23 protein-coding genes are annotated in these 24,544 nt (G+C 63.2%); 13 read left to right on the top strand and 10 right to left on the bottom strand.

The genetic code is table 11. The features are described from left to right. Window position 1: 1 nt before the first annotated feature. Genes gshB through rsmI form a run of 3 tightly spaced genes read right to left on the bottom strand, consistent with a single transcriptional unit; the run spans window position 2 to window position 2,202 of the window. Window positions 2-946 carry a glutathione synthase gene (gene gshB, locus QUV11_RS10125; protein ID WP_300882249.1) on the bottom strand — a complete coding sequence of 315 codons (945 nt, stop codon included), beginning with the start codon at window positions 944-946 and terminating at the stop codon, window positions 2-4. A 43-nt stretch (window positions 947-989) separates the two neighbouring features. Then, a complete protein-coding gene (locus QUV11_RS10120; protein WP_300882247.1) occupies window positions 990-1,352 on the bottom strand; it encodes a YraN family protein in 363 nt (120 codons plus the stop codon). Further along, window positions 1,345-2,202 carry a 16S rRNA (cytidine(1402)-2'-O)-methyltransferase gene (gene rsmI, locus QUV11_RS10115; RefSeq protein ID WP_300882245.1) on the bottom strand — a complete coding sequence of 286 codons (858 nt, stop codon included), beginning with the start codon at window positions 2,200-2,202 and terminating at the stop codon, window positions 1,345-1,347. Before rsmI ends, QUV11_RS10120 begins: the two co-directional genes overlap by 8 nt. A 27-nt stretch (window positions 2,203-2,229) precedes the next feature. On the opposite strand from rsmI, the gene QUV11_RS10110 reads away from it, so the two are divergent. Then, window positions 2,230-3,420, top strand: coding sequence for a penicillin-binding protein activator (locus tag QUV11_RS10110; protein WP_367279854.1), 1,191 nt, complete (start codon window positions 2,230-2,232; stop codon window positions 3,418-3,420). Between the two features lie 439 nt (window positions 3,421-3,859). Here QUV11_RS10110 and QUV11_RS10105 read toward each other — a convergent pair whose 3' ends face one another. After that, complete coding sequence (locus QUV11_RS10105; RefSeq protein ID WP_300882243.1) at window positions 3,860-5,143, bottom strand: enoyl-CoA hydratase-related protein; 1,284 nt, start codon at window positions 5,141-5,143, stop codon at window positions 3,860-3,862. A 139-nt stretch (window positions 5,144-5,282) separates the two neighbouring features. Between QUV11_RS10105 and QUV11_RS10100 the strand changes: the two genes are divergently transcribed. Both QUV11_RS10100 and QUV11_RS10095 read left to right on the top strand, forming a co-directional pair. Continuing rightward, window positions 5,283-5,441 carry a hypothetical protein gene (locus QUV11_RS10100; RefSeq protein ID WP_300882241.1) on the top strand — a complete coding sequence of 53 codons (159 nt, stop codon included), beginning with the start codon at window positions 5,283-5,285 and terminating at the stop codon, window positions 5,439-5,441. Window positions 5,442-5,495: 54 nt separating this feature from the next. Next, entirely contained in the window at window positions 5,496-6,425 is a 930-nt protein-coding gene (locus QUV11_RS10095) for a DUF3667 domain-containing protein (protein ID WP_300882240.1), read from the top strand. 4 nt (window positions 6,426-6,429) lie between these two features. Here the strand turns inward: QUV11_RS10095 and QUV11_RS10090 are convergent, their stop codons facing one another. After that, on the bottom strand, window positions 6,430-6,834 hold the full coding sequence (locus QUV11_RS10090; RefSeq protein WP_300882238.1) for a thioesterase family protein: 405 nt from the start codon (window positions 6,832-6,834) through the stop codon (window positions 6,430-6,432). A gap of 305 nt (window positions 6,835-7,139) precedes the next feature. On the opposite strand from QUV11_RS10090, the gene QUV11_RS10085 reads away from it, so the two are divergent. Together QUV11_RS10085 and QUV11_RS10080 are read left to right on the top strand one after the other, a co-directional pair. Next, window positions 7,140-9,923 carry a TonB-dependent receptor gene (locus tag QUV11_RS10085; RefSeq protein ID WP_300882305.1) on the top strand — a complete coding sequence of 928 codons (2,784 nt, stop codon included), beginning with the start codon at window positions 7,140-7,142 and terminating at the stop codon, window positions 9,921-9,923. A 20-nt stretch (window positions 9,924-9,943) separates the two neighbouring features. Then, on the top strand, window positions 9,944-11,341 hold the full coding sequence (locus tag QUV11_RS10080; protein WP_300882236.1) for a metallophosphoesterase family protein: 1,398 nt from the start codon (window positions 9,944-9,946) through the stop codon (window positions 11,339-11,341). Here the strand turns inward: QUV11_RS10080 and queF are convergent. Further along, on the bottom strand, window positions 11,338-11,796 hold the full coding sequence (gene queF, locus QUV11_RS10075) for a preQ(1) synthase (RefSeq protein WP_300882234.1): 459 nt from the start codon (window positions 11,794-11,796) through the stop codon (window positions 11,338-11,340). The genes QUV11_RS10080 and queF overlap by 4 nt on opposite strands. A 162-nt stretch (window positions 11,797-11,958) precedes the next feature. On the opposite strand from queF, the gene QUV11_RS10070 reads away from it, so the two are divergent. The 6 genes from QUV11_RS10070 to QUV11_RS10045 all read left to right on the top strand — a co-directional run bounded on the left by QUV11_RS10070 (window position 11,959) and on the right by QUV11_RS10045 (window position 17,862). Continuing rightward, window positions 11,959-13,389 carry a hypothetical protein gene (locus QUV11_RS10070; protein WP_300882232.1) on the top strand — a complete coding sequence of 477 codons (1,431 nt, stop codon included), beginning with the start codon at window positions 11,959-11,961 and terminating at the stop codon, window positions 13,387-13,389. A 96-nt stretch (window positions 13,390-13,485) separates the two neighbouring features. Beyond that, window positions 13,486-15,009: a peptidase S10 gene (locus QUV11_RS10065; protein ID WP_300882230.1), complete on the top strand. Its 1,524-nt coding sequence runs from the start codon at window positions 13,486-13,488 to the stop codon at window positions 15,007-15,009. Between the two features lie 68 nt (window positions 15,010-15,077). Further along, a complete protein-coding gene (locus QUV11_RS10060; RefSeq protein WP_300882228.1) occupies window positions 15,078-16,157 on the top strand; it encodes an energy transducer TonB in 1,080 nt (359 codons plus the stop codon). Next, window positions 16,154-16,504 (top strand): ArsC family reductase, encoded by a 351-nt coding sequence (locus tag QUV11_RS10055; RefSeq protein WP_300882225.1) that lies wholly within the window; start codon window positions 16,154-16,156, stop codon window positions 16,502-16,504. The genes QUV11_RS10060 and QUV11_RS10055 overlap by 4 nt, the downstream gene beginning before the upstream one ends. A gap of 63 nt (window positions 16,505-16,567) precedes the next feature. Next, window positions 16,568-16,852: a DUF427 domain-containing protein gene (locus tag QUV11_RS10050; protein ID WP_300882223.1), complete on the top strand. Its 285-nt coding sequence runs from the start codon at window positions 16,568-16,570 to the stop codon at window positions 16,850-16,852. A gap of 14 nt (window positions 16,853-16,866) precedes the next feature. Continuing rightward, window positions 16,867-17,862: a glycerophosphodiester phosphodiesterase gene (locus QUV11_RS10045; RefSeq protein WP_300882303.1), complete on the top strand. Its 996-nt coding sequence runs from the start codon at window positions 16,867-16,869 to the stop codon at window positions 17,860-17,862. Here the strand turns inward: QUV11_RS10045 and QUV11_RS10040 are convergent, their stop codons facing one another. Beyond that, complete coding sequence (locus QUV11_RS10040) at window positions 17,863-18,957, bottom strand: endonuclease/exonuclease/phosphatase family protein (RefSeq protein WP_300882220.1); 1,095 nt, start codon at window positions 18,955-18,957, stop codon at window positions 17,863-17,865. 132 nt (window positions 18,958-19,089) lie between these two features. Between QUV11_RS10040 and panB the strand changes: the two genes are divergently transcribed. Next, window positions 19,090-19,962, top strand: coding sequence for a 3-methyl-2-oxobutanoate hydroxymethyltransferase (gene panB / locus QUV11_RS10035; RefSeq protein WP_300882219.1), 873 nt, complete (start codon window positions 19,090-19,092; stop codon window positions 19,960-19,962). A 127-nt stretch (window positions 19,963-20,089) separates the two neighbouring features. Here panB and QUV11_RS10030 read toward each other — a convergent pair whose 3' ends face one another. Then, on the bottom strand, window positions 20,090-21,286 hold the full coding sequence (locus QUV11_RS10030) for an acetyl-CoA C-acyltransferase (protein WP_300882217.1): 1,197 nt from the start codon (window positions 21,284-21,286) through the stop codon (window positions 20,090-20,092). Window positions 21,287-21,449: 163 nt separating this feature from the next. On the opposite strand from QUV11_RS10030, the gene QUV11_RS10025 reads away from it, so the two are divergent. Continuing rightward, window positions 21,450-22,214: an A24 family peptidase gene (locus QUV11_RS10025; RefSeq protein WP_300882215.1), complete on the top strand. Its 765-nt coding sequence runs from the start codon at window positions 21,450-21,452 to the stop codon at window positions 22,212-22,214. Between the two features lie 21 nt (window positions 22,215-22,235). Here QUV11_RS10025 and QUV11_RS10020 read toward each other — a convergent pair whose 3' ends face one another. Continuing rightward, window positions 22,236-22,460, bottom strand: a complete 225-nt coding sequence (locus tag QUV11_RS10020; RefSeq protein WP_300882213.1) for a hypothetical protein — start codon at window positions 22,458-22,460, stop codon at window positions 22,236-22,238. Between the two features lie 104 nt (window positions 22,461-22,564). Continuing rightward, window positions 22,565-24,523: an acetate--CoA ligase gene (gene acs, locus QUV11_RS10015; RefSeq protein ID WP_300882211.1), complete on the bottom strand. Its 1,959-nt coding sequence runs from the start codon at window positions 24,521-24,523 to the stop codon at window positions 22,565-22,567. Window positions 24,524-24,544: the final 21 nt, after the last annotated feature.

Here is a 24,544-nt window from a genome sequence, read left to right as displayed (position 1 = left end):
TTCAGGTCTTCAGGCGAGCCTCGATTGCGTCCCAGATCATGCCAGCGACATCGGAGTTGTTGAACGCGCCGATTGCAACGATGCCGGTGGGCGACGTGACGTTGATCTCGGTCAGCCACTTGCCGCCGATCACATCAATACCCACGAACACCAGTCCGCGTTCCTTGAGTTCGGGGCCCATCGCGTCGCAGATTTCCTGCTCGCGCTCGGTGAGCGTCGCGGATTCGGCATAGCCGCCAACCGCGAGATTGGAGCGGAACTCCCCCTCGCCCGGCTTGCGGTTGATCGCGCCTGCCACCTTGCCGTCGACCAGCACGATGCGCTTGTCCCCTTGCGCGACCTCAGGGAGGAACGGCTGCACCATGAATGGCTCGCGCCAGATCTGGCCGAACAGCTCGACCAAAGCGGACAGGTTCGCGCCGTCCTCGCCCACCAGGAACACCGCCTTGCCGCCGTTGCCATGCAATGGCTTGACCACGATCGCGCCGTGCTGTGCCTGAAAGCGCTTCACCTCGTCGAGCGAGCGGGTGACGAGGGTCGGCGGCATGAACCGCTCGAAGTCGAGCACGTAGACTTTCTCGGGGGCATTGCGCACCGAGGCGGGATCGTTGACCACCAGGGTGCGGCCTTTCAGCCGCTCCAGAATATGCGTGGCGGTGATGTAGCCGACATCGAACGGCGGGTCCTGCCGCATCAGCACGACATCGACATCCTCGCCCAGATCGAGCCGCACCGGATCACCAAATGTGAAATGGTCGCCTTGGACGGCGCGCACCGTCACCGGGTGAGCATGCGCCGTGACCTGTCCCGCCTCATAGGTCAGCGTCTCGACGTCGTAATGATAGAGCGTATAGCCGCGCGCCTGCGCCGAAAGCATCAGTGCGAAACTCGAATCGCCCTTGATGTTGATGCCGGGCATCGGATCCATCTGTACCGCGATCTTCATGAAATGGCCTTTGTTTGGGTGGGCATAAAATAGCGCGGGACGTTCAGTCGCCCTGCCAGACGTGCGTCAGATGGCGTGGCAGGCGGCGCGGTGCAAGCAGGATCACATCGATGCGTGCATCGTCCTGCGCGCGAACGAAGCGCGGCATGAGCGCCTCGGCCGCAGCCGAGACGCGGCGCAGCCGGTGATGATCGATGGCATCATCAAGTTCGCGCGCGGTCGCACGGTGCTTCACCTCGACGAACGCGACCATCCGGCCACGCCGCGCCACGATGTCCACCTCGCCAAAGGGTGTACGCACCCGCATTGCCAATATTCGCCAGCCCTTGAGGCGCAACCACCATGCTGCCAGCGTCTCGGCCCGGCGTCCGGACGCTTCCGCCTGCCTGCGCCTGGCGTCAGCCATCGTTCGCCCGCTCTGCCATAATGCGCGCATAGAGCGCCTTGCGGTCGAGGCCGAAGCGCTTGGCGACCTCACCAGCAGCCTTGCCCGGCGGCATCGTCGCCAAGGCCTCGGCCAGCGCTGCCGCGACGGCGGCCTCATCCGCCTCTCCGGTGTCTGCTAGCGGCGGCCCGATGACCAGCACGATTTCGCCTTTGGGCGTGGACTCGGCGTAGAACGAAGCCAGCTCGCTCAATGTCCCCGTGCGGGTTTCCTCGAACTTCTTGCTGATTTCGCGGACCACCGCTGCCTCGCGATCGCCAAGGCCAAGATGCAGCGCGGAGAGGCACGCCGCGATGCGCTTGGCGCTTTCATAGAACACCAGGGTTGCCGGGATCGCAGCCAATGCTGCAATGTCCTTGTCGCGCGCACCGGCCTTGTTGGGCAGGAATCCGTGGAAGTAAAATCTGTCTGTCGGCAGCCCCGCCAGTGTGAGCGCCACGATCAACGCCGATGGCCCCGGCACAGAGTGGATTGCCACACCTGCCGCGCGTGCTTCCCGCACCAGCCTGTAGCCGGGATCGGAGATCAGCGGTGTGCCAGCGTCGCTGACCAGAGCCACAGGCCCTTGCAAAGCTGCATGAATCAGCCGCTCGCGGTCCGCCGGTTTGGCATGGTCGTCATAGCGCACCAGCGGCCGCTTGAAACCGAGGTGATGCAGCAGGCCACCCGTCACCCGGCTGTCCTCGCACGCGATCATATCGGCCTGTTCCAGCACCTGTCGGGCGCGTGTCGACAGATCACCAAGGTTGCCGATTGGCGTTGCCACGATATACAGGCCGGGTTCGGGATCATGATTCACGCGGATGTTCATGGACCGGCATGGCGGGAGCGACAAGCTGTGAAACACCTCTATCGAAAATGGCAGACCATCCTCATGCTGGTGCTGGGCACCATGTTCCTGGCGGCCTGCCAGACCATGGTTCCCAAGACAGCGCCGCCATCGACCCCAAGCCAGCAGCCCGATCAGCCCTCGACCCGGCCCGATGACGGCCCGATTACCGGTGTGCTTCCCAGTGACGCCGCGCGGCACCGTATCGCACTTCTGCTGCCCCTTTCGGGCAAGGATGCCGCCGTCGGTCAATCGCTCGCCAATGCCACCACACTCGCGCTGATGGACACCAAGGCAAGCAATATCCGTATCACCAGCTATGACACCGCCCGCGGTGCCCTGCCCGCGGCGCAGCGCGCCATCGCCGACGGCAACCGCCTGATCCTCGGCCCGTTGCTGGGCGATGATGTCGTCGCCATCGCTGCGACCGCCAGAGCGGCCAATGTCCCGATTATCAGCTATTCGAACGATGTCGGCGTCGCCGGCGATAACGTCTTCATCATGGGCTATGTGCCCGCCCAGTCGATCGACCGGGTCGTGCGCCATGCCAAGGGACAGGGGATCACCCGCTTTGCCGCGCTTGTTCCGGCAGGCACCTATGGCCAGCGCGCATCTTCTGCGATCCTCGGGTCGGTCAAGGCAGCGGGCGGCACCGTTGTCTCGATGCAGAGCTATGGCGCCGGCAACGCCGCGATCACCGCCGCGCTCAAGAAGATGCAACAGGATAGCGCCTATGAAGCGATCCTGATCGCCGACAGCGGCGCCGCAGCGATCCGCATCGTGCCGTTGATCCGCGCCCATGGCGGCACCGATGCGCGCGTTCTGGGCACCGAATTGTGGAACACGGAACGCGCGCTTCCCGCATCGGCGGCGATGCGTGGCGCGTGGTTCGCCAGCGTTTCGGATGGACTGTACCGGCAATATGCAACGAAGTACCGCGCTCAGTTCGGCAGCGACCCTTTCCGTCTGTCGACCCTGGGCTATGACAGCGTCTTGCTGACCACCCGAATCGCACGCGACTGGAAACCCGGCAGTGTGTTTCCGATGGACCGCCTGCGCGATGATGGTGGCTTTATCGGGCTCGATGGCGCCTTCCGCTTCGGTCGCAGCGGTGTGGCGGAACGCCTGCTGGAGGTGCAGCAGGTCGGGCCCGGGCAGCTTACCGTGGCATCGCCCGCTCCGAAATCCTTTAGCAACTGATTTGTCATCGCGTCGCGCCGGGACCGCGATCCCGGCCCGAACGCGATCGACCGGTTGCCAAACATAGTTAACATCTTGTTGACCAATTTACATTCTGTTAGCTTCCGGAACTGGACGTGGCTCGAAATTCGCGTCCGAATAAGGAGTGCTAAAAATGGCAAAGCGTACCAAGCAGCCTGTTCGCGGTTTCTGGGATTGGGTCCTGGGCGGCGGCTGGAACTAAGCTGAAAATATCGGCTTTTCAAGCATTTGACCCCGGCCAAAAGCCGGGGTCATTTTGTATTCGGAAGGTATCGCTCAAGAGCCATCCACCGTTTGCGCCCAGCCAGATGAGCCCAGAAGCAGACGACCATTAGAACTGATTCGAAATGGTTAACAAAAATGGCGCGCAAAGGTTAATAACCGCAGGGCTGTTGCTCTAGCAAATGCACCCGAATGATTATTTTCCCTGGAAATTCGGCGCGCGCTTCTCGAGAATGGCGTCGATCGCCTCGCGATGATCGTCCATCTGCTGCAAGACACCCTGCCAGATCGCAGCCTGGTCCAGATGTTCGGCCAGCGACACGTCCCGTGCATCCTTGATCAGGCGTTTGGTCTTGCGGATGGCCGATGGCGGAAATTGTGCCACCATGGCGGCAAGTTCCATCGCACGGCCGGCGAGCGCGTCGACCGGTACCACCTCCGACACCAGTCCGTAATGCTCGGCCTTGCGCGCATCGATGAACTCGCCGGTCAGCATCATCTGGCTGGCTTTGGCGAGGCCGATGATACGTGGAAGCAGCCACGCGCCGCCGTCGCCGGGAATGATGCCGACCCGCAGGAAGCTCTCGGCAAATATCGCATCTTCGGCAGCTATCCGGATATCCGCCATGCTGGCCAGGTCACACCCCGCACCGATGGCGTGCCCGCGGACGGCTGCGATCACTGGCACCGAGAGCCGATCCATCGTCAGTGGAATGCGCTGGATCTGGGTCTTGTACCAGTTCTCCAGCTCGATAGGCGTCATATGCTGTTCGGCGGTCAGCGCCTTGATCTGCTTGATGTTACCGCCCGAGCAGAAGCTGGGCCCTTCCCCCGTCAGGATCACGCAATCGATATCGCTGTCGGCATCGGCGGCTTCCAGCGCCGAAACCAGCGCACCGATCACCTCTTCGGACAGCGCATTGCGGGTCTCGGGACGGTTGAGGGTGATGGTCGCGATACGACCTGCGACAGCGTACACGACTGGGGGGGATTCCGAGCCTGCCTCGCGCGCGATCCGGTCGGCATAAGCCCCGCCGTGGAACACCAAGGGAGGCTTGCCATCGCTCTCATAGTCGATCACCTCGCCGACCATGATCACATGGTCGCCGCCCTCGTACATGTGCCGGGTGGAGCACACCAACCGCGCCGAGCAGCCCTCGATTAATGGCGGTCCTTCGCTGCCGACTTCCATGCCGGCAAACTTGTCCTCGACCCGCGAAGCAAACAGGTTGGACAGGTGTTCCTGATCGCTGGCGAGAATATGCACCGCAAAGTCGGTTGCCTGTTCGAACGCGGCCATCGACCTGGCTGACCGAGCCAGCGACCACAGCACAAGCGGAGGATCCAGCGAAACCGAGTTGAAGCTGTTGGCGGTCACACCCACCGCATGGCCATCGGCATCGCGCGTGGTGACGATGGTGACACCGGTAGCGAACTGCCCCAATGCGTTGCGATAGGTCTTGGGATCGAAATGGGCCATGCGGTCCGGTTAACCGCAGGCGAAGATCAAAGGCAATGGCTAATGGCGCCGCGACACGCGGCCCCGACAAATCGCTTGGCCCCCCGCTCGCCCGATTGTAGACACGGTGCGGATAAACGGATGCGGGGCGGCAACGGGCATGAGCGGCGAATTGGAAGCGGCAGGCGCGATCGCTGAAGGGGCCCTCTGGGCGCGCGCATCCGAGCCTCACGCGGGTGATGCCGCGCATGCACGGCATGGCAAATGCCTCAATTGCGGCACCGTGCTCACCGGCCCGCACTGCCACCAATGCGGCTAGGCAGCGCATGTCCATCGGTCGATTTCGGCGTTCTGGCACGACATCCTGCACGGCGTGCTGCATTTCGACGGCAAGTTCTGGAACACGCTGCCGCTGCTCGCTTGGAAACCGGGCCACCTCACCCGCCGCTATATCCACGGCGAGCGCGCCAAGTTCATCAGCCCGATGGCGCTGTTCCTGTTCTCGATCTTCATGATGTTCGCGATTTTCTCGTATGTCGGGTCGCCCAACTTTACCGGTGACTCGACCGCGCAGACGGCCGACGGCACCAAGGTCTTCAGCGGCGATTGGCGGACGGAAATGCGCGCAGAGATCGCCAAGCTCGAACCCAGGATCGCCGGCAGCACAGCAGAACTCGAGAAACTGCCTGCCGATGATCCTGCCCGCGCGGCGCTGGAGGAGAAGACCAAAGATCTCAAGAACGAGGTCAACGGGCTTTCCTACGCCACCGAGGGCAAGGCGCGCTATCCCGAAGCACTCAGCCCCGATGATGCGGCAGCGGCCGACATGTTCCAGTTCAACACCGACGTGAACACCGGTGTGAAAGCGTTTGACGCCTGGATCAATAAAATCGCGGCCAAGGCGAAAAAGAACCCCGAGCTGCTGCTCTACAAGATTCAATCGAACGGATACAAATTCGCCTGGCTGCTGATCCCGCTGTCGATCCCGTTCGTCTGGCTGTCGACGCTGGGCAAGCGCGGGCACCGCTTCTACGATCACGCCGTGTTCACGACCTATTCGATCGCGTTCATGTCCTTGCTGTTCATTGTCGTGACGCTGTCGGTCAAGTTCAACATCCTGCCGGGGCTGATCATTCCCGCAGCGTTGTTTTATGCGCCATTCCACATGTACCGGCAGTTGCGCCATGCCTATGGCACCTCGCGCCTTGGCGGCGTTTTCCGGCTCGGCCTACTGCTGACCTGCACCGTTTTCGTGGTGACCGGATTCCTGACGATTCTGATCAGCCTGGGGCTGATCGGCTAGGCGTTCAGTTACCGAAGAAGCGGCGCTTGATGTCCTCGGCCAGCCGGGCGGGACGGAGCGTTTCGGCATCCAGGCAGCACCAGCTCGACTTCACCTCGGCCAGCACATCCTCGCCGCGGCGGATGATCGTCTCATAGAACGCGCGCGCGCCGTGAACCTTTTCCAGCACGACCGTCGCGATCACCTGATCGTCCAGAAACGCTGGCTTGCGATACGTAATCTCGTGCTTGAGCGCGACCCACAGATGCTCGGCCACCGCCTGGGGAGGCGCAATGTTCTGCCAATGCGCGACCACCGCATCCTGAACCCATTTTAGATAATGGGCGTTGTTCACATGGCCCATGAAATCAATCTCGGACGGGTCGACCGAGATCGGATGGTCATGGCGGATGGCGGCGGGGTTTGTCATGGGGCTGTCCATAGCATGCGGGATCCAGAAACGAAAGTTGCTGACATCATTGAAAGTTCCCGTGATCTGCTATTTTTGCTCATGGCAAGGTTCCGCATCCCATGCCGTCTTCCAGATGACGCAATAGAGTCTCGCCAACGTCACCCCTGCATCGTGCTGCCGTAACATCCACCTCCTAGCGGGCTGCTCAGTTAGCAAATGCAGATCGGGGGGCCACAGTGGCAATTTCACAGCGTATCTTCAAAGTTTCCGCCGGCGTCGGCTGCCAGCGCGCCTTGGCCGCAGCGCTTGTTCTGAGCGTGGGAATGATCCCGGCAGCCGCTTTTGCCGGAGACGTCACAGGGACGGTCACGGACATCGGCGAAACCCGCGCGCTGCAGGCGGCCGAAGTCCGAATCGTCGAACTTGGCCGCAGCATCACCACCGATCGCGACGGTACTTTCAGGTTTCCCGATGTTCCGGCGGGCACTTATACGCTCGAAGCGAAGTATGTCGGTGCGCCTGCTTTCACCACCGCCATCACGGTCACCGAGAGCGGATCGGTCCAGGTCCCCGTCCGATTGGGGATCAGCGACGGCAACGACATTCTGGTCATCGGCCAGGCGGCCAGCCAGGCAAGTGCCCTGACCCGTCAACGTGCTGCCGATGGGGTCAGCAGCGTCCTGACCCGCGATGCCATCGGCCAGTTCCCCGATCAGAACGTCGCCGAATCGCTGCGCCGCCTGCCCGGCCTCAACATCCTGAACGATCAGGGCGAAGGCCGCTTTGTGGCGGTGCGTGGCCTCGATCCCAATCTGAACTCCACTTCGGTCAACGGCGTGCGCATCCCGTCCCCGGAAGGCGACGTCCGCTCGGTCGCGCTGGATGTGATTTCCAGCGACATCATCGAATCGATCGAAGTGAAAAAGTCGCTCACCCCCGATATGGATGGCGACACCATCGGTGCATCGATCGAAATCAACACCACCAGCGCGTTCGATCGCAAGAAGGACCTTTTCTCGGTCAAGCTCGAGGGCAGTTACAACGACCTCGCCGATACGCTCACCCCCAAGGCCAGCTTCGATTTTTCCAAAAAGTTGGGCGACAATTTCGGCGTGGCCGGCGGCGTGTCCTACTACAACCGCAAGTTCGCATCGGACAACGTCGAGACTTCTGGTTGGAGCACGTCGGATGCCGGGATCGACTTTACCGATGAAATCGACTTTCGCGATTATGACGTCGAGCGCGAGCGGATCAGCGCGACTCTGAACTTCGACGCACGCCTGAGCGACACCACCAAGCTCTACCTGCGCGGCCTGTACAGCCAGTTCGACGATCAGGAGTTCCGTCGCCGCCTGGTGTTCGTGTTCGACGAAGATCCGCGCAGCGGTTCGGCCAACGGCGCATTGTTCGACGATGCCGATGGCCGGATCGAGGTGCGCCGCGACAACAAGGACCGCTTCGAAAGCCAGAAGATCCGTACCGTGTCGTTCGGCGGTGAGACCGATACCGGTCCATGGAAGTTCACCTATTCGGGCAGCTGGGCGAAATCGAGCGAGCGCGAAAACGGATCGATCGATCCGGTCCGGTTCCGCTCGCGCTTCGATGGCGACGGCGTCAGCGTCGATTTCGACTATACCGACGACATGATCCCGCGCTTCACGATCCCGACCGGCAATGCCGATTTCATCAATCCGGCGAATTACGAGTTCAACCGCGCGGAGATCTCGGCACTGGCGGACGCCCAGGACGAAGAGTTCGCGGTGCGCGCCGATCTTGCCCATCGCTTCGGCCTGGCGTCGGGAGAGCTGACGGTGCAGGGCGGAGTGAAATCGCGCTGGCGTGAGAAATCGCTCAACTTCCAGCTCGACTTCTACGACGGCTTCGATGGGCCGGATCTCCTGCTGAGCGATTTTGTGGGCCCGCAGACCTACGGCCTGGCCGATATCTCGCCGGCAGTGGACAAGCGTTTGTTCTCCCGCTTCTTCCGCCAGAACGTCGGCCGCTTCGAACGCAATCCGCTCGAAAGCCAGTTCGGCTCGGCGGTTGAGAACTACACGGTCGATGAGGACATTCTCGCGGGCTATCTGCTTGGACGCTATGACAGCACGACGGTCCGCGTGATCGGCGGCGTCCGGTTTGAGCGGACCCGTAACGACATCTCGGCCAATCTGGTCGAACTGGTCGAAGGCGGGGCCATCCGGGACGGGGTCGAACTTGACGACGACACGGTGTTCGTCACGCCCAACAATTTCCGTCGCAACTACACGACCTGGCTGCCCAGCCTGACCGCCAGATTTGAACCCATCCCCAATCTGGTTCTCCGCGCAGGCGGCTTCCGCAGCCTCGTCCGGCCCAACCTTGCCGATCTTGCCCCGCGGTTCGTGGTCGAGGAAAATGACGGCAACGAGCGCGAAGGCTCGTTCGGGAACCCCGCGCTGCGCCCCTACAAGGCATGGAACCTGGATCTGTCGGCGGAATATTATTTCTCGCGCAACGGCGCGATTTCGGCAGGCTTCTTTTACAAGGACATCAACGATTTCATCGTTTCGGCGACCTTTACCGACCCGGCAACCGATCCTTTCGGCGGGGTCATCAACGGCATCCGCTACGATGAAGCCAGCATCCCGCTCAACGGTGACAAGGCCACGATCCGTGGTCTGGAGTTCAGCTATCAGCAGGTGCTCGACTTCCTGCCCTCGCCGCTGGATAGCATTCTCGTCAACCTGAACTACACCTACACCGACGCCAAGGGCACGTTGTTCGATGGCCGCGAGATCTCGCTTCCTGCCGCCTCGAAGAACACGTTCAACGCGGTGATCGGCTATGAAAAGGGTCCGCTCAGCCTGCGTGCTGCAGGGACCTATCGTGATCGCTATCTCGACGAGATCGGCGGCGCCGCAGACGAAGACCGGATCGTCGACGAGCATTTCCAGGTCGACCTGAGCGCTCGCTACGAACTTCTCAAGGGCGTGCGGTTGTTCGCAGAGGCGATCAACATCGGCGATCGGCCGTTCTTCGCCTATCAGAACTTCAACAACCGTCGCCGGCTGCTACAGTATGAAGAGTACAGCTTCACGCTCAAATTTGGCATAAGTGCAGCATTCTGATGACAGCATTTCCTTTATCCTTGACGTTTTTCGCGGCGGCAATCTCGATTGTCACCTCTGCCAACGCCGTTGCGCAACAGCCCGCCGCCGTTCCGCATTCCCCGGGCAAGCCCTATGCCGCCAAGGGCATACCGGACCGGGTGGTGCTGACGGCAGGCGCAGATCCCGCAACTTCGATGGCGGTGGCCTGGCGCACCGATGTTCGCCAGACCGAAGCCGTCGCCGAGATCGCACCGGCGGTCGATGGGCCCAGCATTGCCTATTTCGCCAAGCCAGTCGTGGGACGGTCGCTCGATCTGGCAACCGACAACGGCCCTTCGCGCTATCATCATGCCCGGTTTGAAGGCCTGACCCCCGACACTGCGTATCTCTATCGGGTCAAGGGCGCGGAGGGTTGGAGCGAATGGCTGCAGTTCCGTACCGCGGCGTCTGCGGCAAAGCCGTTCACCTTCCTGTATTTCGGCGACACCCAGAACGGCATCCTCCCGATTGGCTCACGCGTGATCCGTCAGGCTTTTCTCAACACCGCTGCACCGGCATTGGCGGTGCATGCAGGTGATCTTGTCGCGCAACGCGACGATCTTATCCATGATGACGAATGGGGCGAGTGGAACCAGGCGGGCGGCTATGCCTTTTCGATGATCCCGCAGCTTCCTGCCACCGGCAATCATGAATATGTCGACGATGTTCAACCCGACGGCAGCGAATTGCGGCGGTTGGGCCCGCACTGGGCGGCAAGCTTCTCCTTGCCTGGCAATGGCGCGCCCGGTGCCGAAACCACCACCTATTTCACCGATTATCAGGGGGTGCGGTTCATCGTCCTCGATGGAACCTCGGCACTCGACCTGGGCACGCTTGATCGCCAGACGCAGTGGCTCGATGCGACGCTCGCTGCCAGTACGGCAGACTGGAACGTCGTACTGTTCCACCAGCCGATTTTCACCTGTGCCCGGCCCAACGACACTGCCGAACTCAAGGCGGCCTGGAAGCCGATATTCGACAAGCACGACGTCGATCTTGTGCTTCAGGGCCATGATCATTGCTACAGCCGTCTGACCGCCGAGCAGGGCGCGAGCGATGGCCGAGCCAGGCGCGCATCCGGCGCGGCGCAGGGGCCGGTCTATCTGGTGTCGGTGGTCGGCAAGAAGATGTACGGGCTCAACGACCGGGCAATGATCCAGCCTGACAAAGTGGCCGAAGACACCGAGCTCTATCAGGTGTTCACCGTCACCCCGCAGACCATCGGATTTCGGGCGTACACGGCGTCGGGCAAGCTCTATGACAGTTTCGACCTGACGCGCACGGCCGACGGCAAGAAAAGGCTGGTCGAGCAGACCGAAGGGCTTTTGCCGCTGCGCGCCTGTAAGGGCGCTGTGGGACCGGACGGCGCACCCTGCACCGCCTCGGTCAAGGATTAGCCCCGACCGCGGTAGCCTGGAACCTCCTGCGGCGGCAGCCATAGCCCCGCAGGCGGTTCGCCCGATTGCCAGAACACGTCGATCGGAATGCCGCCGCGCGGATACCAGTATCCGCCGATGCGCAGCCAGTGCGGCTGCATCTCGTCGAACAGCCGCTCGCCGATGCCCACCGTGCAATCCTCGTGGAACGCCTGATGGTTGCGGAAGCTGCCCAGAAACAGCTTGAGCGACTTGGATTCGACCATCACCGCGTCGGGCGCATAATCGATCACCAGATGCGCGAAATCGGGCTGGCCGGTCACCGGGCACAGCGAGGTGAACTCGGGAACGGCAAAGCGCACCAGATAGGGTTTGCCGGGTCGCGGATTGGGAACATAGTCCAGCACCGCGGTCTCGGGTGAGGTCGGTATCGGGCTGTCTTTGCCCAGAAAGCGTGTTTGGGGTTGATCGGACATGCGCCTCATCTAATGCGGCACACGGCTGATGTCATCTCCCGCATTGCATTCAGCGCCGATTAAGCGCCGGCGCGGCGTTGCTGGGAGCGACACAGCCCCATGCCGACGGGGCATGGCATGGTTCTGGGCAGAATGGGGAAGATCGACAGCATGGAAGCCTTGATGAAACGGTATCGCCGCGCGGTGCCTGCTGTCCTTGCACTGGTGCTCGTCCTGCCCGCATCCAGTCATGCGCAGCAAGGATCGCCCGGCAGCTTTTCGCTGCCCCCCGGGCCCCAGGCCGAACCGCAACCCCCCAGCGATGTCCAAGGGCCGGTCGACAGCGAGTCCACCCCGCCGCGCCGCGCCGAGCAGCCTGCCGAACCGGCGCCCGAGCCTGTGGTGCCGAGCATTGCGCCGGTGCCGGTGCCCGTTCCCCAGCCGCGCCAGGAGCCGCCGCCGCGCCAGCCGTCGACCTCCGAACAACAGCGCACCGAGCGGCAGGCGCCGTCGCGTGCCCAGCAGCAGCCGGGTTCGCAGACCGAACCCGCTCCAGCCGAGCAGGAGCCGTCTGCCGATGCCGCGCCCGTACTCCCGCCCGTCACGCCGCCGCCGCTGCCGCTGCCCGATACATCCGCGGTGCCTGCACCGACCACCGAGGCCGAAGCCCCGGACGGCGAAACCGACAGCTCGATATGGTGGTGGCTTGGCGCAGGTCTGGTGGCACTCATCAGCCTGATCGTGATGGGGCTGCGGCAGCGATCCGCGCGGCAAAGCCGGAGCGCACCCGCGCCCGCGCCGCAGGTCTCCACCCAAACCGTGCCGACACCGCCGCTGCGCAAGCCGCCTGCTGTCCCCCAGGCTGCCCCACCTGCACCGCCGGCCGCACCGCCTGCCGCTGCTGCCAATGCTGCCAATGCTGCCGCAGGTCCTGCCTCGTCGATCCCGTTTGGAACAATCCAGGCCACTGGCCTGTCCTTCAAACCGGCCGCGAGTCCGGCACCTGCCCCATCGCCCGCGACAGCGCCAACCCCGGCCCCCGCACCCCCGCCTGCCCCGCAGCCGACACCTGCGCCGCAACCTGCCGCCCCGCAAGCCGCTGCCAGTGCTGGCCCTCAGCCTCCGAGGCTGCTGCTAGATTTTACGACGCTTGGGGTCGATGTCACGTTGGTCAACGCCATTGCGCGGTATCACCTTGGGATCACCAACATGGCCGAAATCGCGGTCAGCGACGTGGTGCTCCACGGGGCAGTGGTCCAGGCCCGGCGTGGCATGCCGCCGACAATCGATCCGATGCAGGGCGACACCCTGCTGCCAATGCTGCAGAAGCTTGAAGACATCGCGCCTGATGGCACCCGCCGGTGCGAGGGCCAGATCCGTCTGCCGCTGGAGCAGATCGAACCGATCGAGATGCAGGGCCGCCTGCTGTTCGTGCCGGTCGTCCATATCTGGATCGGTTATTCGGGGCCGGATGGAACGCGCTACGCCGTGACCCAGTCGTTCGTGCTGGGCGAGGAAAGTTCACCCCCCGGCGCGCGTGTCGGGCCGCTCAGGCTCGACCTTGGCCCTCGGCGCTTCACCGAAGTTGGCCAGCGTCCGCTGCAACCTGCCTGATCGTCAGCATTCCGGCGCAGCCGGGTTGCAAACTGGCGGTGTGCCGTGCCAAGCTGCAAATGGTATACGGGTTTTCGACACAAGAAGGATGACTGAATGCGCAGCTTGATTGGTTCTGCGGCGATCGCGCTTTGTCTGGCAACGTCGCCCCTGCTGGCGCAGGATGGCGGAAAGCCGGACGCCCCCAAGGGCGAGAAGCCGGCACCGGCGATCACCGAACCCATGGTATCTGTGACCCGGCACAGCGGCACCTTTGGCGGTCAGCGGGTCGCCTTCACCGCGACCGCAAGCGATACCTTTCTGAAAGACGACAAGGGCAACCCGCGAGCGCGAATCTTCTCGGTCAGCTATGTCAAGGATGGCGCGGACTCGAACCGGCCTGTGACGTTCCTGTTCAACGGCGGCCCGGGCTCAGGCTCGCTCTGGCTGCATATGGGTGCATTCGGACCCAAGCGCGTCGCGATCCCCAATGACGGCCGCGACGACGGCGCCCCACCCTATCGCATCGTCGACAATCCCGACAGCCTGCTCGATGTCACCGACATCGTGTTCATCGATCCGGTCGGCACCGCGTTCTCGACCGCTTTGGGCGATACCGACCCCAAGGAATTCTGGGGCGTCACCAAGGACGCCAAGTCGATTGCCGAGTTCATCCGGATCTGGCTGTCGCAGAACAACCGCTGGAACGCGCCCAAATATCTGGGCGGGGAAAGCTATGGCACCACCCGCACCGCCGCGGTCGTCAACGAGCTCGAAGGCACGTACAATGACGTTGCGTTCAACGGCCTGCTGCTGATCTCGACGATTCTCGATTTCGGTGCGCAGGCAGAAGTGCCCGGCAATGAAATGCCCTATGTGCTGATGGTGCCCAGCATGGCGGTGACCGCGCTCTACCACGGCAAGACCACGCCGGCCGCTGCGGGCGGGGGCGCTGCGGAACTGGCGGCGGAAGCCAAGGTATTTGCGACCGATGAGTACCTTCCCGCATTGATGAAGGGCACCGCTCTGGTCGGCGAGGAACGCGCTGCCATCCGCACCAAGCTCGCGCGCTACACCGGCCTTACCGAACAGTATCTCGAGAGCGCCGATCTGCGGGTCGTACCGAGCCGGTTCTACAAGGAATTGCTGCGTGATCGCGGGCTGGTGGTCGGCCGGCTCGACGCGCGGTACACCGGCAAGGACTTTGACAACGCCGGTGAAACCCCTGACAACGACCCGAGCTTCTATGGCATCGATGGCAGCTATACCGCGGCGTTCAACGCCTTTGTGCGGCAGGAGCTGAAGTTCAATCCCGAACGTCAATACGTCACGATTGGTGGGGTCGGGAGCTGGGATTGGGACCTTCCCGGCAGAGGCGGAGAGAACCGGTATTACAAGAACGTCGCACCCTATATCGGGCGCGCGCTGCGCGAGAACAGCGGCCTTCGCGTGCTCGTGGCGCAGGGCTGGTATGACTTCGCCACCCCCTTCTTCGGCGCCGAATATTCGCTGACCCGCACCGGCATACCTGCCGACCGCATCGAGTATACCAGCTATGACGCAGGGCACATGATGTACGTCAACGAGACCGATCTTTCCAAATTGTCGCGCGACATCCGCGGCTTTATCGCCCGGCGTTGACGGTCCGAGGAATGTAGCCAGTGTTCCGCGTCTCGTAATCGTCATCATTTCTGGGCATGAATACCGCCATGATCGAAACTCTCTTCGCGATGCTACTCTTGCCCGTGCCTGTTTACACCCCTCCGGTGATTTCGGTCGGTTCGGGCAAGGCAGAGCGCACACTGGTTACCTGGCTCCCAGGAGAGGTCCGCTGCGGTGGCGCTATCGTGGTTCCCGCGTTTTTGGAACGCCCTTTGTCCAGCCTGTCCTGGGCAAGCCAGAGCCCCGCCAGTGCGGTTACCTATACGTTCGATATCGATCCCAGCGGCCGGACCATGGGAATCCGCAAAGTTGGGAAAGATGCGCGCGCTACCGGATCAGATGACATCGCGCCTTCGCTCGCGGCCACCCGTTTTGCCGGCGGAAGCGGGCAATCGAGTTGCACCATCGTGTATGTCCCGCGCCAGACGGGCCTAGATGCCGCGCCGGTGGCCGACCTTGCCGCTTACTCTGTGAACGCGATAGCCGGACCATTGCCAAAGGAAGCTTGGGAGCGGATTTATGCCGAGGGTGACTGTCGCGACGAACGAGCCCTTGGCCTTCAGGCGCGCGTATTCCCCAACTTCAAGGCCATAGTTGCAAATCCCGGCGTGCGGGAGTGGTCGATGGTCGGCTACGACATTAGCGAGGATGGGGCGACCGCGAACATCCAGACGGTGGAGGGAACCAAAAATGCCGCGCTCGATCTGGCGAGCAGGAAGGCCGTTGAGGAAACGCGCTATTACCGTGGCGGACGCAAGGGCTGCCGTTACCCCTATTGGCGCGGCCCAGCGACACTTCCCGCCCCACCCATACCCGACGAAAATCAATTCCGCCCCGCCGGCGCGACCTGTCCCGCCCGCCACGAATGGGCCGTCCAGCCCGCGCTTCGCTTCCCGGAGCCGTATCGTCGGCGCGCGATCGAAGGCTGGGCGATCGTCACCTACGATGTCGCGCCGTGGGGTGAGGTTTCGAACATCCAGACAGTTGCCAGCCAGCCCACCGAAGACTTCGGCAACCAGGCTGTCATCGTGGTGCGTGGCGGAAAAGCTGTCACCACCCAGGGTTTTGTGGGCTGCACAGACCGGGTCAAGTTTGTGATCGGCGCATCTGAGGAAGAGGGTCAATGAGCAAGCTTTCGATATATGGCATCCCCAATTGCGACACGATGAAAAAGGCCCGTGTGTGGCTCGAAGCGCAGGGGATGGATTATGATTTCCACGACTATAAAAAGTCCGGGATCACCCCTGACAAGCTCAACGCCTGGGCCGATATCGTCAGCTGGGAGGTGCTGCTCAACAAGGCGGGCACCACGTTCCGCAAGCTTCCCGATAGCGACAAGCATGACATCACCCGTGACAAGGCGATCGCGCTGATGGTCGAGCAGCCCTCGCTGATCAAGCGCCCGGTGCTCGAGTATTCCGGGGGCGTATTGGTCGGATTCAAGCCTGACCTTTATGCCGAGGCGTTTGGCTGAGGCGGTGTCATATCGCTGTCAGCATCCCCATCTATCAGGGGCCACTGACAGGAGAATGTGAAAATGCCCAAGGCTATCTGGAACGGCACCGTCATCGCCGAGAGCGACGATACGGTTGTCGTCGAACGCAACCATTATTTCCCGCGGGACAGCGTCCGCGCCGATTTCTTGAAGCCCAGCGCCACCACCAGCGTGTGCGGCTGGAAGGGCACCGCGTCCTATTACTCGCTAGAGGTCGACGGCAAGACCAATGCCGATGCAGTCTGGTATTACCCCGAGCCCAAGGATGCGGCGAAGGAGATCGCCGATCGCATGGCATTCTGGAAGGGCGTCGAGGTCACCGCGTGATCCTGACCGGACTGATGCTGCTCGCCAGCACCGCAAGCCCGCTCGTCATCGCGCATCGCGGGGCGAGCGGGGAACGGCCCGAGCACACGCTGGAGGCGTATTCGCACGCGATCGACCAGGGTGCGGACTATATCGAGCCAGATCTGGTCAGCACCCGCGACGGGGTCCTCGTGGCGCGGCACGAGAACGAGATATCGGAAACCACCGACGTTGCCGACCGGCCCGAATTCGCCGATCGCAAGACCACCAAGCTGATCGACGGCCAGAGCCTGACCGGCTGGTTCACCGAGGATTTCACGCTCGCCGAGATCAAGACGCTGCGCGCGAAGGAGCGACTGCCCCAGTTGCGCAGGGCGAACACCGCGTTTGACGGCCAGTTCGAGGTGCCGACGCTATCCCAGATCATCGCGCTGGTGCAGCAGCGGCAGGGCGAGACCGGACGGACGATCGGCCTGTATCCGGAAACCAAGCACCCGAGCTACTTCCGGTCAATCGGACTGCCGCTGGAAGAACCTTTGGTCGAAATGCTTGAGGCGGCAGGCTTGAGCGACGTGGACGATCCGGTGTTCATCCAGAGCTTCGAGGTCCAGAACCTCAAGCGCCTCCGCAGCATGACGCAATTGCCGCTGGTGCAATTGATGGCGGGATCGTTCGGCCCGCCGGACCTGCCCGGCGTCACGTACGCCCAAATGAGCACGCCGCAGGGGCTGGCCGACATCGCCCGGTACGCCAACGCCATCGGCGCGGAAAAAGCGATGGTCATCCCGCGCGACGCAGCGGGCAATCTGGCCGAGCCCACGACGTTGGTGCGCGATGCCCATGCGGCAGGTTTGAAGGTCCATGTCTGGACGTTTCGGCGCGAGAACTATTTTCTTCCGCTTGATCTTCGAGCAGGCGCCGACCCCACCGCAACCGGGAATGTGACCACCGAAATCCGCGCCTATCTTGCGGCGGGGATCGATGGCTTTTTCACCGACAATGTCGCAGAAGGTGTCGCTGCCGCGCATTGATCAGGGTGGTGGTGGCGCCCCGCCCGATGCGGTGCCCTCCTTCTGTGCGGCCTCTTTGCCATCGCGAATGGCATCGTGCATATCCTTGTGGTCGTCGGCATCGGGCGTTTCCGGCTCGTCGTTGAGCACCTTGGCGGCGCGCGGGGCCAGGCAGACCTTCGCGATTACCGGCAGGTGGTCCGAACCGACATTTTCCAGCACCTTCATATCAAGAAGTGTGAAGTCGGGCGACATGAAGATATGGTCGAGCGGCCAGCGCAGCCCGGGCAGGTTTGCTGGGAAGGTGGCGTACAGCCCGCGACCAACGCGCGGATCGAGATAGCCGCCGATCCGCTTGAACATCTGCGAGGTGCGCGACCATGCGACGTCGTTGAAATCGCCCATCGCCAGCACGGGAAGCTTGGTGAGCTTGGCGTGGCGGGCAGCAATCGCGATTTCGCCATCGCGCTTCTCGGTGTCTTCTCCCGGCTGTGGTGGGCGGGGATGCAGGCCGATGTAGCGGAACCGCGATCCCCCATTCGTCTGCAGGGTCGCAAACACCGACGGGGTTTCCTTGTCGATCAACCAAGTGATCTCGGCGTCCTCAACCGGCAACCGCGACAGCATGATCAGTCCGTAAAGATTGTCGAGCGGCGCGGAAAAACGGTGTGGATAGCGGTCGATCACTGGTTTGAGCGCGGCTTCCCACGGACCGTCGGTTTCCAGCAGCAGCACGATATCGGGGTCTTCGCGGTCGATCAGCGAGATGGTCCGCGCATAATCGCGGTTGGTCTGCAACACATTGAACGAGAACGCGGAAATGCAGTTCTCTTTGCTGATAACCGCCTGAGCCACCTCGGGTTTGGCGAGCGGAGTGTAGGGGTATATGCGCAAGCCCTGCCATCCGATAACCAGCAGCATCGCCACCACCACGAGCGAGCGGGTCCAGCCGGCCAGCACCGGAATGGCGAGCACGAGCGCTAAGGCGGCGAACACGATCAGCGCGACACGCGGAAAGTCCCACATGCGGATGTACCAGCGATAGCTGGTCAGCAAGCTTAACGTTGTTCCGGTCGCGGCGATCGCAGCCAGCACAATAACAAGGGTTCGCAGCATCCTGAATCATATCCGTGGTGGAGGAGTGGCAGCGGCCCTTGTCGCGTGCTGCGCACCATTAGGCAAGCGCGGGTTCTCGACACCATGCCGTTCTGTTTGCAGTGCATCGCCTGCCCCGCTACACCCGCCCCCATGTCCACAACCTATACGCTCGACACCTCGACCAGCCGCGCCAACCCGACGCCTGCTCCCATGAAACGCCTGACCGTGCCCGCGATCCAGCGGCGCAAGGTGGACGGCGTGACAGACAATCCGGTGGTGATGCTCACCGCCTACACCGCGCGGATGGCGCAGCTGCTCGATCCGCATTGCGACATGCTGCTGGTCGGCGATTCGCTGGGCCAGGTTATCTATGGGCTGCCCAGTACGGTGCCCGTGACCCTCGAAATGATGGCCGCGCATGGCGCCGCGGTGGTGCGCGGCAGCTATCACAGCATCGTTGTCATCGACATGCCGTTCGGCAGTTACGAAGCCTCGCCCGAACAGGCGTTTGCCAGCGCCGCGCGGCTGCTCAAGGAAACCGGTGCGGCAGCGGTGAAGCTTGAAGGCGGCGCGGCGATGGCCCCGACCGTCCGTTTCCTCACCGAACGCGGGATCCCGGTTGTCGGCCATGTCGGACTGACCCCGCAGGCGATCAACATCCTGGGCAGCTATGCCGCACGCGGGCGCTCGGGCGCCGAAGCCGACAAGATCGTCAGCGATGCGGTCGCGCTCGACACGGCGGGTGCGTTTGCCATCGTCGTCGAAGGCGTGGTCGAGCCGATCGCGATCGCGGTGACCGAGGCGGTGGCCGCGATCGTGATCGGCATCGGCGCATCGGCGCGGTGTGACGGCCAGGTGCTGGTCACCGAAGACATGCTCGGCCTGTTCGAACGCACCGCGCGGTTCGTGAAGAAATACGAAAACCTTGCGGGCGTGATCGAGACCGCGGTGAAGAGCTATTCGGCCGAGGTCACCGCGCGCAGCTTCCCCAGCGCCGACCAGACCTACGCGCCGAAGGACTGACCCTCGTCATTCCGCGAACGCGGGAGCCCCGCTTCGGTCGAAACGTCAGCGCAGAAGCGGGACCCCCGCTTTCGCGGAGGTGACGAGAATAGGAGCCTGAAGAGGGGGCGTTTCTCCCCCTCTTCGCTCAGATCAGCTCGAGCGCAACCGCGGTCGCTTCGCCGCCGCCGATGCACAGCGATGCTACGCCGCGCGTACCGCCATGCGTCTGCAGCGCCGAGATCAGCGTCGCGATGATCCGCGCGCCGCTGGCGCCGATCGGGTGGCCGAGCGCGGTCGCGCCGCCGTGGACATTGACCTTGTCGTGCGGAATGCCCAGATCGCGCATCGCGATCATCGAGACGCAGGCGAACGCTTCGTTGACCTCGAACAGATCGACATCATCGACGCTCCAGCCCGCCTTTTCCATTGCCTTGCGGCTGGCATCAACCGGCGCGGTGGTGAACTTGGCGGGAGCATGGGCATGCGCCGCGTGCGCGACGATCCGCGCGACCGGCTTGAGGCCGAGCTTGTCGGCAACGCTTTGACGGGTGAGCACCAAGGCCGCCGCACCGTCCGAGATCGAAGAGGCGTTGGCTGCGGTGATTGTGCCATCCTTGGCGAAGGCGGGCTTGAGGGTCGGTATCTTGCTGGCGTCGCCCTTGAGCGGCTGCTCGTCCTTGTCGACGGTGACGTTGCCCTTGCGGCCTGCGATCTCGACCGCGACGATCTCGCGATCGAACGCGCCCGAAGTCTGCGCGTGCTGCGCGCGGGTCAGCGAGGTCATGGCATATTCGTCCTGCGCCTCGCGGGTGAACTGATATTCGCCGGCGGTTTCTTCCGCAAAGCTGCCCATCGCGCGGCCCGGCTCATACGCGTCCTCAAGGCCATCGAGGAACATGTGGTCCATAACCCGATCATGGCCGATCCGCGCACCGCCGCGATGCCTGGTCAGCAGGTACGGCGCGTTGGTCATGCTTTCCATGCCACCGGCAATCAGCAGATCGACCGAACCCGATGCCAATGCTTCGGCCCCCATGATCGCAGCCTGCATGCCGCTGCCGCACATCTTGTTGACCGTGGTCGCCTCGACCGAGGTTGGCAGCCCGGCCTTCAACGCCGCCTGGCGCGCGGGGGCCTGTCCAAGGCCGGCCGGAAGCACGCAGCCCATATAGATGCGCTCGATCGCATCGCTCGAAACCCCTGCCCGCTCGACCGCAGCCTTGACCGCGGTAGCGCCCAGTTCGGTTGCGCTCGCGCCGGAGAGGCTGCCCTGAAAGCTGCCCATCGGGGTGCGCGCATACGATACGATGACGACGGGGTCGGCGGCGGAAAATGCGGTCATGACGTTGGGTCCTTCAGCGTGTTTCACGATGCCGTTCCCCTAGAGCAACCCGTCCGCCATTTCAAATGCCCAGCAGGGGCATCGCGAATGCGCTTTCCACGCCGCAGCCAAGCCCGCTATGGCGCAAGCAAGTTTCCCGATCCCGCAAGAGGCCTGTCAGACAATGCTCGCGCAGTTGGTCCACCATTCGATCCTTGGGCCGGTGCTCGCTGCGATCCTCGGTGCCATTCTGGGGAGTTTCATGGCAGCCCTGGTCAGCCGCTGGCCGCAGGGACGGTCGGTTCTTGCAGGCCGATCGGCCTGCGATTCGTGCGGTGCCGGGCTGCGTCCGTGGCAGCTTGTGCCGATCGTTTCGTACCTCGGCTTGCGCGGCAGATGCGCATCATGCGGCGCTGCAATCGGGCGTGACAGCCTGATCATCGAACTGATGGCTGCAGCAATCGGTGTGCTGGCTTTGGCGCTACATCCGGGCTGGACCGGCGTAGCCGTGGCGGTGTTCGGTTGGCTGCTGCTCCCTCTGGCGTGGCTCGATTTTCGGCACTATTGGCTGCCGCATCCGCTGACCCTCGCCTTGGCGATCGCAGGCCTGATCGCGGCCTTCGCAGGCATTCCTCCCGACTGGTCGAGCCGCCTGATCGGAGCCGTTACAGGCTTCGCGATGCTGTGGACTATCGCATTTGCCTATCAAACCCTGCGCGGACGCGAGGGGCTGGGTGGCGGCGATCCGCTGTTGCTGGGCGCCATCGGTCTGTGGCTGGGCTGGCAGCTGCTGCCGCTGGTGCTCATGATCGCCAGCGGTGCAGGGCTGGCGGTTGCGCTTGTCTTGCAACGGCGCGGCGTGGCGCTGTCCAGCGCCACCCGGTTTCCGCTCGGCACGCTGATGGCAGCGGCGGCGTGGCTAGTTGCTCTGCTCGCTCCGTCGCTCTGACGGGCCAGCCCATCACAGCCATCAGCTGCGACGTGCGGCTTTGTCCAGGCGGGGCGCCAGAAAATTGCGTCCGGCCTTGGACACCGCAAAGGTGATGCTGGCCAGAAACGCCAGGAAGCCCAGTCCTACGATGAGGCCCGACGTTGCGCCGATCGCGAGCAGGATCAGCATCACGCCGACAAAGGGCGCAGCAACGAGCCCGAACAGACCGGCGACGACGAGCGTGGATTGAAGTGTATTGAACATGGCGGGGATCTTCCGGCTAAGCTGCGAATGCGCAGGAATCGAACGACACGATAGCCAAGCCGATGCCCGATTGTGGCAGATTTCTGCGCAATCTAACAGATAATTCAGCCCCCCTGCCGCCCGGCGATCAGCGCATCGACCACCGATGGGTCGGCCAGAGTGCTGGTATCGCCCAATGCCCCGACGTCATTTTCGGCGATCTTGCGCAGGATGCGCCGCATGATTTTTCCACTGCGGGTCTTGGGCAGTGCCGGGGTGAAGTGCAGGTGATCGGGGGTCGCGATCGGTCCGATCTCCTTGCGCACCAGCGCTCGCAACTCGGCCACCAGCGCATCGTCGAAGATCTCATCGGCGTTGAGCGTGATATAGCAATAGATCCCCTGCCCCTTGATGTCGTGTGGAAAGCCGACAACCGCGGCTTCCGCGACTCGGGGGTGCAGCACCAGCGCGCTTTCGACCTCGGCTGTGCCCATGCGGTGGCCCGACACATTGATGACATCGTCGACCCGGCCCGTGATCCGGTAATAGCCGTCCTCGTCGCGCTTGCAGCCGTCGCCGGTGAAGTACTTGCCCTTGTAGGTGCTGAAATAGGTCTGCACGAAGCGGTCATGGTCGCCATAGACCGTGCGCGCCTGGCCCGGCCATGATCCGGCGATGCACAGATTGCCCTCGGTCGCACCGTCGAGAACGTTGCCGTCCGCATCGACCAGTTCGGGGTCGATGCCGAAGAACGGCAGGCCCGCACTCCCCGGGCGCATCGCGTGCGCATAAGGCAACGTCGTGATCATGATGCCGCCCGTCTCGGTCTGCCACCAGGTATCGATCACCGGCAACTGTTCCTTGCCGACGACGCGGTGATACCAGCGCCAGGCCTCGGGATTGATCGGCTCTCCGACCGACCCGATCAGCCGCAAGGCGGAAAGGTCGTGCTTCGTCACCGGCGCGTCGCCCTCGCGCATCAGCGCGCGGATCGCGGTGGGCGCGGTATAGAAGATGTTGACCCCGTGCCGCTCGCATATGTCCCAGAAGCGGCTGTGGTCGGGATAATTGGGCACGCCCTCGAACAGCAGGCTGGTCGCGCGGTTGAGCAACGGACCGTAGACCGAATAGCTGTGCCCGGTGACCCAGCCGATATCGGCGGTGCACCAATAGACCTCGCCCGGACGGTAATCGAAGGCGTAGTGGAAGGTCGTCGCCACCCATACCGCATAGCCGCCGGTGGTGTGCAGCACGCCCTTGGGCTTGCCGGTCGATCCCGACGTATAGAGGATGAACAGCGGATCTTCGGCCTTCATCGGCTCGCACGGGCACGTTTCGGGAACCGTCGCGGTGACGTCATGATACCAGTGGTCACGGCCTTCGGTCATGCTGACGCCTGCGCCGGTGTGCCGCACCACCAGAACCGCATCGACATCGATCCCGTGCTGCTCGAGCGCCGCATCGACATTGGCCTTCAGCGGTACGGTTTTGCCCCCGCGCATCCCCGCATCTGCGGTGACCACGAAGCGGCTGCCGCAATCCTCGATCCTTCCGGCCAGCGCCTCGGGGGAGAACCCGCCAAACACGACCGAGTGCACCGCGCCGATCCGCGCGCAGGCCAGCATCGCGATCGCGCCTTCGAGCACCATCGGCATGTAGATCGTGATCCGGTCGCCTTTCTTCGCGCCCAGCGCCTTGAGCGCACCGGCCATCGCCTGAACTTCACCCAGCAAATCGTCATAGCTCAGCGACCGCACATCCCCTGGCGCATCGCCCTCCCAGATCAGCGCGCAATCCGCGCCGTGTCCAGCGGCGACGTGGCGATCGACACAGTTGAAGCACAGATTGAGTTCGCCATCCTCATACCACCGGATATCGACCGGATCGAAAGAAGACCCGTCAATCCGCGTCGGCTTGGCCACCCAGTCGATCCGGTCCGCCTGCAGCGCCCAGAACCCGTCAGGGTCGCGTACCGAAGCGGCGTGGAGTTCGCGATACTGCGCGGGCGTGCACCAGGTTTCCGAGTCACTGGGCGGCGCGATCAGCGCCTCGGCTCCGGAATCCTGCTGGCTTGGGCTGGTCATGATGCGTGTCCTTGCATTGAT

The organism is Blastomonas sp., assembly GCF_030373265.1.
Classification (GTDB): domain Bacteria; phylum Pseudomonadota; class Alphaproteobacteria; order Sphingomonadales; family Sphingomonadaceae; genus Blastomonas.
Note: the sequence above shows the minus strand (reverse complement) of the source record. Positions and strands in the feature narration are given on the sequence as shown.

What these genes read in the sequence shown, in the direction of transcription:
- QUV11_RS10050 (WP_300882223.1), top strand. Translation starts at nt 16,568, where the DNA reads ATGCCCAAGGCTATCTGGAACGGCACCGTCATCGCCGAGAGCGACGAT.
- rsmI (WP_300882245.1), bottom strand. Translation starts at nt 2,202, where the DNA reads ATGAACATCCGCGTGAATCATGATCCCGAACCCGGCCTGTATATCGTG.
- QUV11_RS10045 (WP_300882303.1), top strand. Translation starts at nt 16,867, where the DNA reads ATGCTGCTCGCCAGCACCGCAAGCCCGCTCGTCATCGCGCATCGCGGG.
- panB (WP_300882219.1), top strand. Translation starts at nt 19,090, where the DNA reads ATGTCCACAACCTATACGCTCGACACCTCGACCAGCCGCGCCAACCCG.
- QUV11_RS10025 (WP_300882215.1), top strand. Translation starts at nt 21,450, where the DNA reads ATGCTCGCGCAGTTGGTCCACCATTCGATCCTTGGGCCGGTGCTCGCT.
- gshB (WP_300882249.1), bottom strand. Translation starts at nt 946, where the DNA reads ATGAAGATCGCGGTACAGATGGATCCGATGCCCGGCATCAACATCAAG.
- QUV11_RS10020 (WP_300882213.1), bottom strand. Translation starts at nt 22,460, where the DNA reads ATGTTCAATACACTTCAATCCACGCTCGTCGTCGCCGGTCTGTTCGGG.
- QUV11_RS10040 (WP_300882220.1), bottom strand. Translation starts at nt 18,957, where the DNA reads ATGCTGCGAACCCTTGTTATTGTGCTGGCTGCGATCGCCGCGACCGGA.
- QUV11_RS10100 (WP_300882241.1), top strand. Translation starts at nt 5,283, where the DNA reads ATGAGCGGCGAATTGGAAGCGGCAGGCGCGATCGCTGAAGGGGCCCTC.
- QUV11_RS10060 (WP_300882228.1), top strand. Translation starts at nt 15,078, where the DNA reads ATGATCGAAACTCTCTTCGCGATGCTACTCTTGCCCGTGCCTGTTTAC.
- QUV11_RS10065 (WP_300882230.1), top strand. Translation starts at nt 13,486, where the DNA reads ATGCGCAGCTTGATTGGTTCTGCGGCGATCGCGCTTTGTCTGGCAACG.
- QUV11_RS10055 (WP_300882225.1), top strand. Translation starts at nt 16,154, where the DNA reads ATGAGCAAGCTTTCGATATATGGCATCCCCAATTGCGACACGATGAAA.
- QUV11_RS10090 (WP_300882238.1), bottom strand. Translation starts at nt 6,834, where the DNA reads ATGACAAACCCCGCCGCCATCCGCCATGACCATCCGATCTCGGTCGAC.
- QUV11_RS10105 (WP_300882243.1), bottom strand. Translation starts at nt 5,143, where the DNA reads ATGGCCCATTTCGATCCCAAGACCTATCGCAACGCATTGGGGCAGTTC.
- queF (WP_300882234.1), bottom strand. Translation starts at nt 11,796, where the DNA reads ATGTCCGATCAACCCCAAACACGCTTTCTGGGCAAAGACAGCCCGATA.
- QUV11_RS10070 (WP_300882232.1), top strand. Translation starts at nt 11,959, where the DNA reads ATGAAACGGTATCGCCGCGCGGTGCCTGCTGTCCTTGCACTGGTGCTC.
- QUV11_RS10120 (WP_300882247.1), bottom strand. Translation starts at nt 1,352, where the DNA reads ATGGCTGACGCCAGGCGCAGGCAGGCGGAAGCGTCCGGACGCCGGGCC.
- acs (WP_300882211.1), bottom strand. Translation starts at nt 24,523, where the DNA reads ATGACCAGCCCAAGCCAGCAGGATTCCGGAGCCGAGGCGCTGATCGCG.
- QUV11_RS10085 (WP_300882305.1), top strand. Translation starts at nt 7,140, where the DNA reads ATGATCCCGGCAGCCGCTTTTGCCGGAGACGTCACAGGGACGGTCACG.
- QUV11_RS10030 (WP_300882217.1), bottom strand. Translation starts at nt 21,286, where the DNA reads ATGACCGCATTTTCCGCCGCCGACCCCGTCGTCATCGTATCGTATGCG.